The organism is Fischerella muscicola PCC 7414 (assembly GCF_000317205.1).
GTDB classification, from domain to species: domain Bacteria; phylum Cyanobacteriota; class Cyanobacteriia; order Cyanobacteriales; family Nostocaceae; genus Fischerella; species Fischerella muscicola.
On sequence record NZ_AJLK01000121.1, the window covers coordinates 1 to 14,175 of the forward strand.

General features: G+C 41.7%; 15 protein-coding genes and 1 pseudogene. 7 read left to right on the plus strand and 9 right to left on the minus strand.

The annotated features are described in order from the left end of the window. Window positions 1–47: 47 nt before the first annotated feature. The 3 genes from rodA to UYI_RS0119250 all read right to left on the minus strand — a co-directional run bounded on the left by rodA (window position 48) and on the right by UYI_RS0119250 (window position 3,305). On the minus strand, window positions 48–1,361 hold the full coding sequence (rodA, locus tag UYI_RS0119240) for a rod shape-determining protein RodA (RefSeq protein WP_016868307.1): 1,314 nt from the start codon (window positions 1,359–1,361) through the stop codon (window positions 48–50). A gap of 117 nt (window positions 1,362–1,478) precedes the next feature. Beyond that, entirely contained in the window at window positions 1,479–2,549 is a 1,071-nt protein-coding gene (locus tag UYI_RS0119245) for an Mrp/NBP35 family ATP-binding protein (protein ID WP_016868308.1), read from the minus strand. Window positions 2,550–2,780: 231 nt separating this feature from the next. Next, complete coding sequence (locus UYI_RS0119250) at window positions 2,781–3,305, minus strand: SRPBCC family protein (RefSeq protein WP_016868309.1); 525 nt, start codon at window positions 3,303–3,305, stop codon at window positions 2,781–2,783. A 931-nt stretch (window positions 3,306–4,236) separates the two neighbouring features. Here UYI_RS0119250 and hemF point away from each other — a divergent pair. Beyond that, window positions 4,237–5,283, plus strand: coding sequence for an oxygen-dependent coproporphyrinogen oxidase (hemF, locus tag UYI_RS0119255; RefSeq protein WP_016868310.1), 1,047 nt, complete (start codon window positions 4,237–4,239; stop codon window positions 5,281–5,283). A 186-nt stretch (window positions 5,284–5,469) separates the two neighbouring features. Beyond that, window positions 5,470–5,838 (plus strand): STAS domain-containing protein, encoded by a 369-nt coding sequence (locus UYI_RS0119260; RefSeq protein WP_026086050.1) that lies wholly within the window; start codon window positions 5,470–5,472, stop codon window positions 5,836–5,838. 62 nt (window positions 5,839–5,900) lie between these two features. On the opposite strand, the gene UYI_RS0119265 is transcribed toward UYI_RS0119260, so the two are convergent. Next, window positions 5,901–6,497, minus strand: a complete 597-nt coding sequence (locus UYI_RS0119265; RefSeq protein WP_016868312.1) for a chromophore lyase CpcT/CpeT — start codon at window positions 6,495–6,497, stop codon at window positions 5,901–5,903. A 219-nt stretch (window positions 6,498–6,716) separates the two neighbouring features. On the opposite strand from UYI_RS0119265, the gene psb29 reads away from it, so the two are divergent. Then, the gene (gene psb29 / locus UYI_RS0119270; protein WP_071588860.1) at window positions 6,717–7,424 is read left to right on the plus strand and encodes a photosystem II biogenesis protein Psp29; all 708 of its coding nucleotides are present in this window, start codon (window positions 6,717–6,719) and stop codon (window positions 7,422–7,424) included. A gap of 212 nt (window positions 7,425–7,636) precedes the next feature. On the opposite strand, the gene UYI_RS0119275 is transcribed toward psb29, so the two are convergent. From UYI_RS0119275 to UYI_RS0119285, 3 genes are all read right to left on the minus strand, one after another. Next, window positions 7,637–8,008 carry a phage holin family protein gene (locus tag UYI_RS0119275; protein ID WP_016868314.1) on the minus strand — a complete coding sequence of 124 codons (372 nt, stop codon included), beginning with the start codon at window positions 8,006–8,008 and terminating at the stop codon, window positions 7,637–7,639. A 280-nt stretch (window positions 8,009–8,288) separates the two neighbouring features. Then, a complete protein-coding gene (locus tag UYI_RS0119280; RefSeq protein WP_016868315.1) occupies window positions 8,289–8,951 on the minus strand; it encodes an ExbD/TolR family protein in 663 nt (220 codons plus the stop codon). Between the two features lie 111 nt (window positions 8,952–9,062). Continuing rightward, window positions 9,063–9,836, minus strand: a complete 774-nt coding sequence (locus UYI_RS0119285) for a MotA/TolQ/ExbB proton channel family protein (protein WP_016868316.1) — start codon at window positions 9,834–9,836, stop codon at window positions 9,063–9,065. 274 nt (window positions 9,837–10,110) lie between these two features. Here UYI_RS0119285 and UYI_RS0119290 point away from each other — a divergent pair, with 274 nt between their 5' ends. Continuing rightward, window positions 10,111–10,380, plus strand: a complete 270-nt coding sequence (locus UYI_RS0119290) for a hypothetical protein (protein ID WP_016868317.1) — start codon at window positions 10,111–10,113, stop codon at window positions 10,378–10,380. Window positions 10,381–10,520: 140 nt separating this feature from the next. Further along, the gene (locus tag UYI_RS0119295) at window positions 10,521–11,264 is read left to right on the plus strand and encodes a DUF561 domain-containing protein (protein WP_026086051.1); all 744 of its coding nucleotides are present in this window, start codon (window positions 10,521–10,523) and stop codon (window positions 11,262–11,264) included. Window positions 11,265–11,362: 98 nt separating this feature from the next. Here the strand turns inward: UYI_RS0119295 and UYI_RS0119300 are convergent, their stop codons facing one another. Further along, window positions 11,363–12,487, minus strand: coding sequence for a DegT/DnrJ/EryC1/StrS family aminotransferase (locus UYI_RS0119300; protein WP_016868319.1), 1,125 nt, complete (start codon window positions 12,485–12,487; stop codon window positions 11,363–11,365). Window positions 12,488–12,882: 395 nt separating this feature from the next. On the opposite strand from UYI_RS0119300, the gene UYI_RS0119305 reads away from it, so the two are divergent. Then, window positions 12,883–13,659, plus strand: a complete 777-nt coding sequence (locus tag UYI_RS0119305) for an ABC transporter permease (RefSeq protein ID WP_016868320.1) — start codon at window positions 12,883–12,885, stop codon at window positions 13,657–13,659. A 34-nt stretch (window positions 13,660–13,693) separates the two neighbouring features. Beyond that, window positions 13,694–13,799, plus strand: a pseudogene (locus UYI_RS36965) (IS5/IS1182 family transposase); the annotation flags it as partial. Between the two features lie 32 nt (window positions 13,800–13,831). Here the strand turns inward: UYI_RS36965 and UYI_RS0119310 are convergent. Beyond that, the gene (locus UYI_RS0119310) at window positions 13,832–14,173 is read right to left on the minus strand and encodes a DUF5615 family PIN-like protein (protein ID WP_016868321.1); all 342 of its coding nucleotides are present in this window, start codon (window positions 14,171–14,173) and stop codon (window positions 13,832–13,834) included. Window positions 14,174–14,175 lie beyond the last annotated feature (2 nt).

Here is a 14,175-nt window from a genome sequence, read left to right on the forward strand (position 1 = left end):
ACCTGCTGCCTTGTCATAACGATAATTTTCAACACCGACCTACTTAACTAATACTTCTGCCTTTGACGAAAATTCGCCACTGACTCGACTATTCCTAAAGCAATGAAGTTTTTCAACATCGCCGAACGCCCGTAACTCATCCAAGGTAGGGGAATTCCTGCCACTGGTGCTAAACCAACGTTCATGCCAATATTGACTATCATCTGAAACACGATCATAGACAAAACGCCAATAGCCAATAAAGAGCCAAAGTTGTCTTTAGCAGTTTGGGCGACGTGTAACAAGCGCAGACAAATTAAGCAGAAGACTGCCAAAACTACCAAACAGCCAATAAAACCAAATTCTTCACCTACGGCAGAGAAAATAAAGTCTGTATGCTGTTCGGGGACGAAATTCAGTTGAGTCATGGGCCCCTTAAATAGGCCCCATCCCCACCATTCTCCTGCACCAATGGCGATGCGGGATTGGATTTGGTGATAAGCAGCGCCAAGGGGATCAGCTTTGGGATTTATAAATGAAGTGAGTCGATCTTTTTGATATTCCTTCAACACGTGGTTCCAGGCGAATAGTCCTAACTCACCACCAAACATATTCAAACCCCATGCCCCGATCGCACCAAGATAAAATCGCCGCCAAGGGAGGGTGCGCCAACCCACAACACCCATCACTACTGACCAAATTAATCCCAATAGTCCAAATTTTATATCTTCAGAAAAAGCGATCGCAAAGGGCCAAGATATGCTAAACAAAATTGCGGCAATAATGGGAGAAATCATTAATATCAGCCAGCCTGGGTTAGCGTTTGCCCAATACAACATCCCTAAGACGATCGCACCAAACACAAGTGATGTTGCTAAATCTGGCTGTATAAATACTAATCCCCAAGGGATAGCAGTAATTGCCAAAGCGCGGAAAACATTATCTAAGTTAGCAGCAGTACGTTTATGTAATAACGCCGCGAGGGTAATAATCACCCCGATTTTGGCAAATTCTGATGGTTGGACATTGAAACCAAAGATATTCACCCATCGCTGGGCCCCTTTGGCACTGTGACCAACTATCATCACGGCAGTGAGGCTGATATTGGTGAGTGCATAAGTAATCCAGTGCCATTGCAGCAGATTTTCATAACGTAGACGGGCCAGCAATAGGGCAATTACACAACCAATCCCACCAATTAACCAGTGCCACCACCAATCAGTGAGTCCTTGATTCAATTCGGTACTACGGATCATAATGCCGCCGAATAGTGTTAAACCGACTGGCAAAGACAACAACAACCAGTCCATTTGCTGCCAAGGCTTAAACCAATATTTCCAGCGAATTTGTAAAAGTGAAGAACGTGACCTTTTTAACAACATTGGGCGACTATAGACTTTAGTTTTTAGATTTTAAATTTACTGAGTACTAAAAATCTGTATTCCGACCCGTAGTTTCCTACCCAGACAAAAATTACATTTTCTTATGTTTGCCATTTTTTATGTTAGAGCAGCAATTGATACTTTGGCTGCGATTGTCTGAGCGATCGCTTTGAATGCTTGGGCACTCGCTGAATCTGGATCGGCTATTACTATTGGCACACCGCTGTCACCACCAATTCTAGTAGAGATTTCTAGAGGTATACATCCTAACAAAGGTACTCCCAATTCTGCTGCTGTTTTAGAGCCACCACCAGAACCAAATATGTCATATTGCTTCTCTGGCATATCTGGAGGAATGAAATAACTCATGTTTTCTACAATACCCAAAACAGGCACATTCATCTGTTGAAACATCCGCAAACCTTTACGAGAATCTAACAAAGCAACGGTTTGTGGTGTCGTCACAATTACTGCCCCTGCCATTGGCACTGCTTGTGTCAATGTTAACTGAGCATCTCCTGTTCCTGGTGGCATATCCACGAGCAAATAGTCCAGTTCTCCCCATTGCACTTGATAGAGAAACTGACGAATCACACCATTTAGCATTGGCCCACGCCAAATTACCGGCTGGTCGCGGTCAATCAAAAAGCCCATTGATACTAGTTTGACGCCATGATTGAAAGCTGGCTCCAGTATTTCTCCTTTTTCAGAGGTACGTACTACAATCTGAGCATCAGCTAGGCCAAGCATAGTTGGGTCATTGGGCCCATAAATATCGGCATCGAGTAAACCTACCTTTGCTCCTGCCTGTGCTAAAGCAACTGCTACATTCACAGCCACTGTACTTTTACCGACGCCACCTTTCCCACTGGATATAGCGATAATATTCTTGACCCCAGTCACACCAGTGCGATCGGGTAAACTTTTTTGCTGAGGAGTTTCTGCTGTGACTTCAACAAATACATCTGTAACACCTGGCAGCTTTTTGACTGCTTTTTGACAGTCTTCTACAATGAACTCACGTAACGGACAGGCGGGTGTAGTCAATACCAAAGTAAAACTGACCTTGCCTGCATCTATTTTGACGTTACGAATCATATTCATTTCTACCAGGCTTTTGCGAAGTTCTGGATCTTGAACTGGTCGCAACACTTCTAAGACTGACTGAGAATCGAGAACATCGTTCATAATTTATTTCACGCTTACTGCCGCAATCATTTTTAACAAACTGCAATGATTATCTACTTGCATCTTAATTTGAAAGTGTTGGCAGTTGGTAGTTGTTAGTTGGTGGGGAGTCAGCGCACTAGCTCCCCATGAGTGTCTGAGGAACCCGTTCTCCTGAAAGGAGTTCCTTAAGGGTAGGGTTAATGCTTGGTTTTTCCAAACAACAAACAACGAACAACAACCAACCAAATTCTAAAAATCAAAACAACTATCGTTAAGAGATTTTCTCTTTCCTGGAACTGTTGACAGTGTGCCCTTTTCTACTGCCTCAATTAAAGCTTTAGCAACGCGATCGGCATAAGGGCGAGAGAATAACCAAATCAATGGTGATAACCAACCACGTAATGTTACAGAATACGACAAATAAGTACCACAAACCGTGGACTCTATTTTGTAACTGACCCGTTCTTCAACACCAGGAATTGCTAGTACTCTGATACTTAATAATTCTCTAGGATTGACACGTTCTACAAAAATACGTATCGGAATGGGTGACAAGCGTGTCACCGCTTGGTAAATTAGCCCAGGTTTGGGTACTAATCCATAAGGGACATTGGTACTCTTGAGCAATGGATGCCAGGAGACGTCTGCCAAGTTAACTAGCTTTTGCCATAGTTCATCAACAGAAGCAGAACTTATCTCACGATATGTTCGCACCAAAGACGCACAAAACCGACGGCGTTTGCGCTGGATGAATTTGGACAACCAAGCTCGCATTTTCTTTATCTCCTCGCTACACGCTTTTTGATAACTTCGGGATCGGGGATCAGACATCGGGGATTGGGCATTGGAAAGAATTTTGGATTTTGGAGAAAGCGATTTTGGATGAGATTTCAATCTAAAATCCAAAATCTAAAATCTAAAATTTCTTTTCTACCTTGTCTGGTTTGTCCTCCTTGTCCTCCTATCCCCGCATCTCCCTTCCCTTCTAACCCCAGGTAAAATCTGCAAGATAAACCATTTTTTCTATTTTTTTATAAATATAATTAATCAGTGTCTAATGTCTTCCTACTTACTGCGGAAGTTCCCAGAAAAGTGGTATGCAATTATACATGTTTGTTTTTGAATTTGCTGGACTAGAGGTGTACAACCCAACTAGAAATTATTACAGAAGTTAGGTAAAAAGAAAGCCGAAGTGCCTTTGGAGGGTTCCTCCGGTGTAACGACTGGTGTTAAAGGTTTAAGGACTGATATTTTTCTTTTCCCTGTATTCTTTTAATCTTTCTTAATAAGAATGCCTCATAAATTTTTGTAAGAGATTCTATGAGTTTTTGCTCACATCTAAGCATGAAAACATGTTTTTTGATTTATATTTACCCCCTAATGCCGAGTGATACAAAGCTCTTGACCCGCAAGTTTGTCAAGGCTTACGTTTGTGCCATGTTCAACAGAGGTTTAGTAATTGGCTCTGGCTAAGTACATGTACCAAAATATTTTCACATAGAAAAGAATTTGAAAAAAAATCAATCAATATACATCCCCATACGCATTTGAGGGACAATAACTCTAGTCATACCGACCCACTGCCAAAATGCTTGATTCTCAGGAAAAAAGCAAGGTGGGCATTTTTAGCCGGATTTTTAGCTACCGTGCATTTTTAGTTAAAAATTGTGCTTTTTGCAATCTATTAATTTAGGTCATTGAACTTATGGTGACAAACTCCCAAAGCCCAACTTTGCCAATAGAATCATCTACTTGTTTACCCCCGACTGATGCTAAAGCTAGGGTCAGTCAGTTTATGAAACAATTACAAGACGAAATTACGCAAGCTTTAGAAAAATTGGATGGCGTGGCTAAGTTTCAAGAAGATTCCTGGGAAAGACCAGAAGGAGGTGGTGGGCGATCGCGCGTGATGCGTGATGGCGCTATCTTTGAACAAGGTGGTGTAAATTTTTCTGAAGTTTGGGGTTCCCATTTGCCACCATCAATTCTGACCCAACGTCCAGAAGCGGCAGGACACGGTTTTTATGCCACTGGCACTTCTATGGTGTTGCATCCCCGTAACCCTTACGTACCTACCGTTCATCTTAATTACCGCTATTTTGAAGCTGGCCCAGTATGGTGGTTTGGTGGTGGTGCTGACCTCACCCCCTATTACCCCTTTGCTGAGGATGCCATTCATTTCCATAAAACTTTCAAGGAAGCTTGTGATGCCCATCACTCGGAGTATTACCCAGTATTCAAACGCTGGTGTGATGAATATTTTTATTTAAAACATCGGGGTGAAACCCGGGGAGTTGGTGGTCTGTTTTTTGATTATCAAGATGGTCAAGGTACTTTGTATCGTGGCCCCCATGCAGATGGTGAAGCGGCTAAGTACAGCAACCAAGTGGGAACAATTGCATCCCGGAATTGGGAAGATTTATTTGCTTTTGTGCAAAGTTGTGGTAGGGCTTTTTTACCGGCATACTTACCTATTGTCCAACGCCGACACACGATGGAATATAGCGATCGCCAACGCAATTTTCAGCTGTATCGTCGAGGACGGTATGTTGAATTTAACTTGGTTTATGACCGAGGTACAATCTTTGGACTACAAACCAATGGACGTACGGAATCAATTTTGATGTCCCTACCACCCTTAGTACGGTGGGAATACGGCTACACACCTGAACCAAATACGCCCGAAGCTGAGTTGTATGAAACCTTCCTCAAACCCCAAGATTGGATAAACTGGACACCAAGCCACACGTAAAGAGTGTGAGTTAAACTACTAGAGGTGAGTAGTTAGTGGATAGTAGATAGTGGACAGTGGTTAATAGCCTGTAAAATAATTAACCAATGGTTTCAAGGTAGATTACACCCCTACTAACTACTAACTACTAACTACTAACTACTAACTACTAACTAGTAGATTTTGCAAATGCCAAGGGGAGGCAAAGTGATAGATATAGATCAAAAAACCTATACAACCCAAGACGGCAATAGTGTTATCGTCTTAACACCTACAGGTCGCCTAGATATCACCACCGCATGGCAATTTCGCTTGAAATTGCAGGAATGTATTTCTAAACTGAGTCGTCATGTAGTTGTAAATCTTGGTCAAGTCAATTTTATCGATAGTTCTGGTTTAACTTCTTTGGTGGCAGGAATGCGCGATGCCGACAAAGTAAAGGGTAGTTTTCGTATTTGTAATGTTCACCCAGAAGCCAAACTAGTTTTTGAAGTAACGATGATGGATACGGTGTTTGAAATCTTTGAAACTGAGCAGGAAGCTTTAGAAGGTGTACCTCGTAGCATAGCTAGCTAAAATTCCAGGTCAAACACGAACACTGAAGAGTCCAAAAATAGAGACACTTCATAATTCAACATTTAGTACTGTTCTCGCTTGGTGTAGCGATAAGGCCCCATAATCGCTCCCCAAGTTGCACTGCCAGTAGCGGGGTCAATTCCTTTGTCGTAAGTTTTCAATTCTTGTTGAGAAACCTCAAACCCCAGGGAAACTTGTACGGTATTGCCCGCATAACTAAAGCAACAACGATTGTTTGCAGGTGGGGTAGCAGTAAACTGGTAGTTGTTAGGAGTCAGTATTTTCTGAGTGACGTTAAGAACACAATCAGGTAGTAAATCTAGTTGGTCAGGTGTTAGGGTTTGAAGTAATGAAGGGTTACGACCAGCACCACGTAAAGCTGTTGGATCTTTAGGCATATAATATTGTACTTTCAGAGGTGCATCTTGGTTGTTTCCTGACGTGAGCCGCATGATTCTTTGACGATAGGGTTGGTCTAATTTCACAATATTGGCTTGTTCGGCAAATAGGGTCAGACTGTCTTCTGAAAATAGAGGTACAGGTATTTGCCATAAACGTAAGTGGACGTACCAAGCAGGTTCTGCCAAAGCTTGTTCTCTATTGTCAAATTCACCCGCTAAGTATTGAGCTAGGGTAATTAACTGTGGTGCGAGGGTCATAAAATTTTGGATTTTAGATTTTAGATTTTGGATTTTAGCTTAACCGAACTAGTATCCAATCCCCGTTGCCCCTAATCCCCACTCCCTACGGTCGTGGGGGCCGGTGAGTTCCCCGATCCCTGATCCCCAATCTCCGATCCCTTCAAGACCTAAACTTGGCAAACTGACCTGGAAGCGAGAAAATAAACATACGTCGCCCTAAAATCTTAAATTTTTTTTGTGAATAACGTTCGTACTGTATCAGACACAAAGCGCACTTTCCACTCTCTCCACACCCGACCGATTAACACTATTTATCGGCGAGTGGTAGAGGAATTAATGGTAGAAATGCACCTGCTCGCAGTAAATGTTGATTTCAGCTATAACCCAATTTTTGCCTTGGGCGTCGTTACCTCCTTCGACCGATTCATGCAAGGCTATCAGCCAGAATCGGATAAGGAATCGATATTCAACGCCCTGCTGCGGGCAATAGAAGCAGATCCGCAAATCTATAGACAGGATGCTCAACGTTTGCAAGAACTAGCAAAAAGTCTGCCACCTCAAGATTTAATTGCTGCTTTGAGCCTACAAACTCAGTTAAATCGAGATGCTGACTTACAATCTCATCTGCAAGCGATCGCCAGTAATCCTAAATTTAAATACAGCCGTTTGTTTGCGATCGGTTTATTCTCTTTGTTAGAACTGTCAGATCCAGAACTAGTCAAAGACGAAAAACGACGCACTGAGGCACTCAAATCCATTGCCACTGGCTTGCATATTTCTGATGACAAACTCAATAAAGATTTGGAACTTTATCGTTCCAATCTAGATAAAATGGCTCAAGCACTGGTAGTAATGGCAGATATGCTCTCAGCGGATCGCAAAAAACGTGAACAACGTAGTCAACAATCTAGTACTACTGTTACTCCCCCAACTACCAGCGAATAAATATGGTTGTTAGTTGTTAGTTGTTGGTTGTTGGTTGTTGGTTGTTGGTTGTTGGTTAGTAATTGAAACTACTAACCACTAACTACTAACCACTAACCACTGTACAGACGTGCCATGGCACGTCTGGTACAACCACTAACCACTAACTACTAACCACTAACTACTAACTACTAACTACTAACCACTAACTACTAACCACTAACTACTAACCACTAACTATTTAAAGGTAAAATAGTGTAAATTATCTTCATCACAATCGAGAGCGTTAGCGCCCCTAAAATAGCGCTCCAAATGCCAAAACGTAAGCGAAATCCTTGTACTAAATAGGCTGCGATTCCAAAGCAGATGACAGTAATCAAAAATGAAAAAAACCCATCAAGCCATCCAAATGTCAAAATATTTGGTAGCTTAAATGCGAACTCTAGTACTGGTCTAACTAATGCTGTCACAATTCCAAATACGGCAGCAGAAACCAAAGTTTTTTGCGGCGTATCAATTTCTACTCCGATAAATGGCAATTTACTAATAAAATAAAAGCTAGTAGCCACCACTAACCAAGCAACAAAAAGCGACACAATATTCATTGCCACAACCCCTAACACGTGAATGGCGATTGGTGAAAAAACGCAGTAAGATTTACTCGGTAGACGTAGAGAAACAAACCGAATACGAAGCTTTAATTTGAAGTTAGCAGAAAATTCTTCGCTAGCGAAAATTTATTTTAGATATTTTTAGGTTTAGAAATATAGAGACGTGCCATAGCACGTCTGTTGACCGATAATTAGAACGGTACTCAATACCGCGATGCTCTTTCGCTATCTGTATCTCACCAATCCAAAATCTAAAATCTAAAATCGGATGATCTCATCTTGGTGGAGCAGGATTAGTGTTACTTGGTGCTGTAGGTTGTTGGGGAGAAGTACCAGTGTTCGACTGACCAGGTGCAGCAGGAAAGGGAACCGAATTAGGAATTGAAGGGGAATTGAGATTAAAATCGCTTTGGGGATTAAATGGAGCCACTGGTGCAGTGTTGGGTATAGGTGCTGTACCAGGGTTAACTGGAAAAGAAGGAGGGGTAATAGGTAGAGAATTGGCTGGTCTTTCGGAAGAACCAGGTATAATTCCCAAAGATACGCGATCGCCTCCCACTTGTCGCAGTAAATCTAATAATTCTATGACATCGTTATAAGTTGCGGAGCGAGAGGCATTTAGTACCAAAGTACCATTAGGATTTTGCTGCAAATAATTTCTTAAAATCCCTGCTAGTTGTTCACGTTTAATTGGTTGTTTTTCTACATAGGTTTGACCCACAGCATCAATAGTTACAGGTAAAATATTTTTTCCTTGCAGCGCATTGACACTTCCTGTTGCTGAACTGGCTTTAGGCAAGTCAACATTAATTGCTTGTTGTCGAGTAAATTGTAGAGACGCCAAGATAAAAAATGTCAAAATACAAAAAATGACATCAATTAAGGGAATGATCTGAACTTGGGCATCTTCAATGGGAGTATGTAAATTAATTTTCATAAGCTAGTGTGTTGAGATTAACTTATTTGGTGAATTGGTGATTAGTTGAGAGTTGGTAGTTGATGGTTGATTGTTCTAAAAACAAACAACAAACAACCAACAACACATAACTTAATTTTCAGAATCGGATTTATCTGAGTCTAAAATTTCTGGAGGTTCAGAAAACTTATTTTGAGTTCGTTTACGTGGGGGAAGGAATTTTCCTCCAGTAGAATCTCGAACAATAACTTCCGGCTGGGTGAGGTTAGATTGACTTTTGCTTAAATCAGGCGGTGATTGCAAATAAAGAATTTCCAAATCATTCCCCGCTTTACGGAAGATTTTGACTTGATTAACCAGTAAAGCTTGAAAGAATCGGTAAAAAATCAAGCTGACGATCGCAATTGCCATTCCTAGTGCTGTACTGTATAGAGCTTCTCCAATACCAGTAGTTACTCCTGCTGTTGCTTCTGTTCCCAAATCGCCAATCTTAATTGATTCCAAAGACCCTATCAAACCCCAAACTGTACCGAACAATCCCAATAACGGAGAAACAGCGATGACAAGTTCTAAAACTTTTTCACCCCGTCGCATCTGCGCTAATTCGGTTTCTGCTGTTGACTCTAGTGCTAGGCGAAACAGTTCTGGATTGCTTATCGGTTGGCTTAAAGGAGCATACAAAAACCTACCAATTGGCTGATCGGTTGCTTGTTTAGCAATATCCCTAGCGATTTCCCAATCGTTACGAGCAGCTTCTAGAATGCGATTAACAGTTTCCTTTTCCTGATTCAAAATTCGGAACCAAAACCATAGACGCTCTAAAATCACACTTAACGCCAACACCGAAAACAGAAGTAACGGCCATATCACTGGCCCTACTTTGCGAAATATATCGATAATTTCCACTGTTGAGATTCCCTCCGTCCATTCCTGTAGCAACTATCCCACAGCATTTTAATACTAGAGTGGTAAAGGTGGCTTTGTTGAATTTGAATTAGAAATTATATAGCTAGCTCGTGAATTAAATAATGTAGTTAGGTTGCTTGATCCAGCAAGATTCGGACTTGCTGAAATCATTAACATCTAGCTACTAATATTGAGTATTTAAATAAAAATAGCGCCTGTCGCTATTCAAAAACCAACTATTAGCAAAATTAGACTGACAAAAGACGGGAATTCTTTGAAAATATTTATCCCACCAGTTGGTTTTCATCCTTTATTTGGGATGGGAAGCCTATTTGCGATCGCCTGGAATTCATTTATTCTTTTGTGGACTGTTGGTGTCATGCTGACACCTTTCCCTGGCAACATACCCTTAGCCTTAATTTCTCTTCCCTTTTGGGGTGCTAGCTTTTTAATGGGAAATACAGTTCTGTTTGCTTTGTTTTTAGGCATTCATCCCCCAAGGGAGTGGGGATTAGGGGCAGTGGGAGGAGTATGGGGAGTATAAGGAGTAGGGGGAACATAAGTTTTTCCCACTTATTACACCCCTCACACCCCTCACACCCTTCACACTCCCCATCACCCCGATCCCTAAATACCCTAAAGAATGTCAAAATATTCCTACTTTGATTATTTGCGAGAGAAACCATGACGATGCATCCAACTCTCCAACGTGCATTTGCTAACCGTTGCGCCCTCAAAGTTATCAGCGGTTTGAATAATTTTGATGCTGCCCGTGTGGCGGCGACTGTGAAAGCAGCACACTACGGTGGTGCTACTTTTGTTGATATTGCTGCTGATCCTGACTTAGTAAAATTAGCTAAAACCTTGACAAACATACCTATTTGTGTATCAGCGGTAGAACCGGAAAAGTTCTTGCCAGCTGTAGCTGCTGGTGCGGATTTAATTGAAATTGGAAATTTTGATGCTTTCTATGCTCAAGGTCGTAGATTTGAGGCTGAGGAAGTTTTAGCCCTAACTCGCAAAACCCGCGCCTTACTACCAGAAATTACCCTCTCGGTGACAGTTCCCCACATTCTGACACTAGATGCACAGGTACAACTGGCTGAGGAATTGGTAAAAGCTGGTGCTGATATTATCCAAACAGAAGGTGGTACTAGCAGCAACCCCACTCATGCTGGTACGTTGGGTTTGATTGAAAAAGCCGCTCCCACATTGGCAGCAGCCTACGAAATTGCTCGTGCGGTGTCTGTACCAGTACTGTGTGCCTCCGGAATTTCTAACGTCACTGCACCTTTAGCGATCGCTGCTGGTGCTGCTGGTGTTGGTGTCGGTTCTGCCATCAACCAACTCAACAGTGAAGTCGCCATGATTGCCGCTGTACGTGGTTTGGTAGAGGCTTTGGGAAGCAGTGTAGAGGTGAGAGGCTAAGGGGTGTATGGGATTAGGGGTATAGGGGTGAAGGAGGAATAACTCTTTTATACTCCTACACTCCTACACCCTTACACCCTCATACCCTTACACCCTTATTAACCCAAACAATCCTTGAGGCTATAAATCACCTGATCTTGTTGTTCTTCGGAAAGTTCTGGGAACATGGGTAAGGATAAAACCTCTTGGGATGCTTGTTCGGATACAGGCAGCTGCCCTGGTTGATAGTTCAAACTTTCGTAAACTGGTTGTAAATGTAGAGGACGGGGATAGTAAATCATTGTATTTACGCCCCGTTCTTGCAATTGGTTACGTACCCAATCTCTTTTGTTGTTGAGTACGCGAATGGTGTATTGGTTCCAAACTCCTTTGCCACCATTTAATTCTTGTGGTGGAATGATACCGGGAGCTTGATTGAGAAATTGTTGGTAACGAGATGCGATCGCCTGCCTTTTTTGATTCCAAATATCCAAATAACGCAGCTTGATCTGTAAAATAGCCGCTTGGATGGCATCCAAACGGCTGTTCACACCTATCTCTTCGTGGATGTAGCGATTTTTTTGACCATGTTCTTTTAATACCCTTAATTTAGCAGCAATTTCTGGGTTATTGGTCGTTATCGCTCCGCCATCGCCGCAACCACCAAGATTTTTGGTAGGGTAGAAACTAAAACAGCCAATGTGTCCTATACTACCTACTCTTTGGCTATTCCAAGTTGCACCTGTAGATTGAGCGCAATCTTCAATAACTATGAGATTGTGAGTATTGGCAATACTCATCAATGCTGTCATATCCACAGGTTGTCCAAATAAGTGAACGGGGATAATGGCTTTAGTTTTTGGTGTGATGGCTGCTGCTAGTTGTTCTAAATCTAAATTAAAAGTGGTTGCATCGATATCAACAAACACTGGTTTTGCCCCTACAGCATTAATCACCTCAGATGTGGCGATAAAAGTGAAAGGTGTTGTAATTACCTCATCGTCTGCACCAATATTAAAAGCCCTCAGCGCTAAATAAAGTGCATCTGTACCAGAATTACAAACTACACATTCATTCACACCATTATAGGCAGCAAACTGTTGCTCGAAGCTTTCAACTACTGGTCCACCAATATAACGACCAGATGTCAAAACCTCTAAAACCGCAGTACTCACTTCTGCTGCAATGGAGGCATATTGCTGTTTGATATCAAATGCAGGGATGGAATTTTGACTTTGAACCATGAGTTTATAATTGATGTCAATTATAGATGCCGTCACTAAATTTTTATCCAGAGAACTTGTGAACTAATTGTTGCTATTCAAATGTTCTCTATAATACGTTTTATTCAAGAGTTTTTACTGTAATTATTGCCGTGTTTTGGAACTTGCCAATAAAATGTATAACTCTTGAAATGTTTGCCGTTACTTGCTAAACCCTGAGTTGAGTTTTGCATTTGGAATTTAAAATTGTTGAAGGCATCAATGTTGTTAGGGTAAAAGGTAATATACACCAACACAAGAGCCAATACATGTAATGAAAGTTCCCGTGGGTTGTTGTGTGTTGATTGTTGTTTGTTGTTTGGTGTTTGGCACAATCAACCACCAACTACCAACTACCAACCATCAACTACATAACTATGCAAGAACTGATTAAATTAGATTTGGTCGATTTGGCTAGTGCTACAGCATTGATGGCTATAGTCATTGGATTATCTGTTTGGGAAAATCTCGGACTAGAACTCAACTTAGTTCTGGCGACTGGGAGAACTATCCTACAACTAGCGGTATTAGGATACGTTTTAGATTTCATCTTTGCTTTTGACAATGCTTGGGCAGTTTTGGGGTTTTTAGTATTATTGCTGACAATTACGGCGATTGTCGCACGAAATCGCATCACTCAAAAAATACCGCAAGTTCTGCCTCTGGTGTGGGGTTCACTTTTACTTAGTACAACTATAGTTATCCTTTATACCAATTTTGTGATGATCCAGCCACATAGATGGTATGAACCACAGTACGTAATTCCTCTGGCGGGAATAATATTGGGTAATGCGATGAATGCAGCTGCGATCGCAGGAGAACGTCTCGTCAATACCATCAATAATAGTCACATCGAAATCGAAACTCATTTAAGTTTAGGTGCAACTCCCCAGCAAGCGATCGCTCAGTATCGTAAAGACGCCATTCGTGCTGGTTTAATTCCTACTGTCAACCAAATGATGATTATTGGTTTAGTGACAATACCAGGATTTGTTGCTGGACAGATATTAAGCGGTGTAAATGCCCTTGATGCTGCTTCCTACCAAATTGTAATTATGTTTATGACTGCCTTTGCCAACTTGCTGACAATCATTTTGTTAACTAGAGGATTGAGTCGGCTGTTTTTTAACTCCGCCGCGCAGTTGGTTAGATGAGAGGAGTAGGGGCTTGGGCGCACTTACGGGAATGCTGGGGTGTCGGCGGTTGGTCAACAGATGTTGAGTTATTGCCGGAAAGATCACAGACGTTTATCTACGTTGCCATGATCCGGATCATGGTGAGGCGATTAGCATAAAATTTGACCTTTCAAAACTTTTCAAACATCCTCTAACTTGCCAGACGTACAACCCGAATCAACTTACCTTTTAAAGATTCCTCAGATACCAAAGCTTCATTAATACGAATTGCCATTCGATTTCTATCAGTATCGTTAGTACAGACAACAATACCTAAATGTTCGGAATTAGCACGATGTAAGCAGATAAAATCTTGGCGATTGAGGGTTATAACCGCACGATTGTCTCTAATCGCAAAAGCTAACACCTCCTCATCGGGAATACCCAAATTATCATTGCCAGCTTCCTGCACTGTCAAAACATCATGTCCCATTGTCCGAAGTAACTCGCTGACTAACCGTGGAAATTGCTCATCAGCATACAGACGCGCCATTG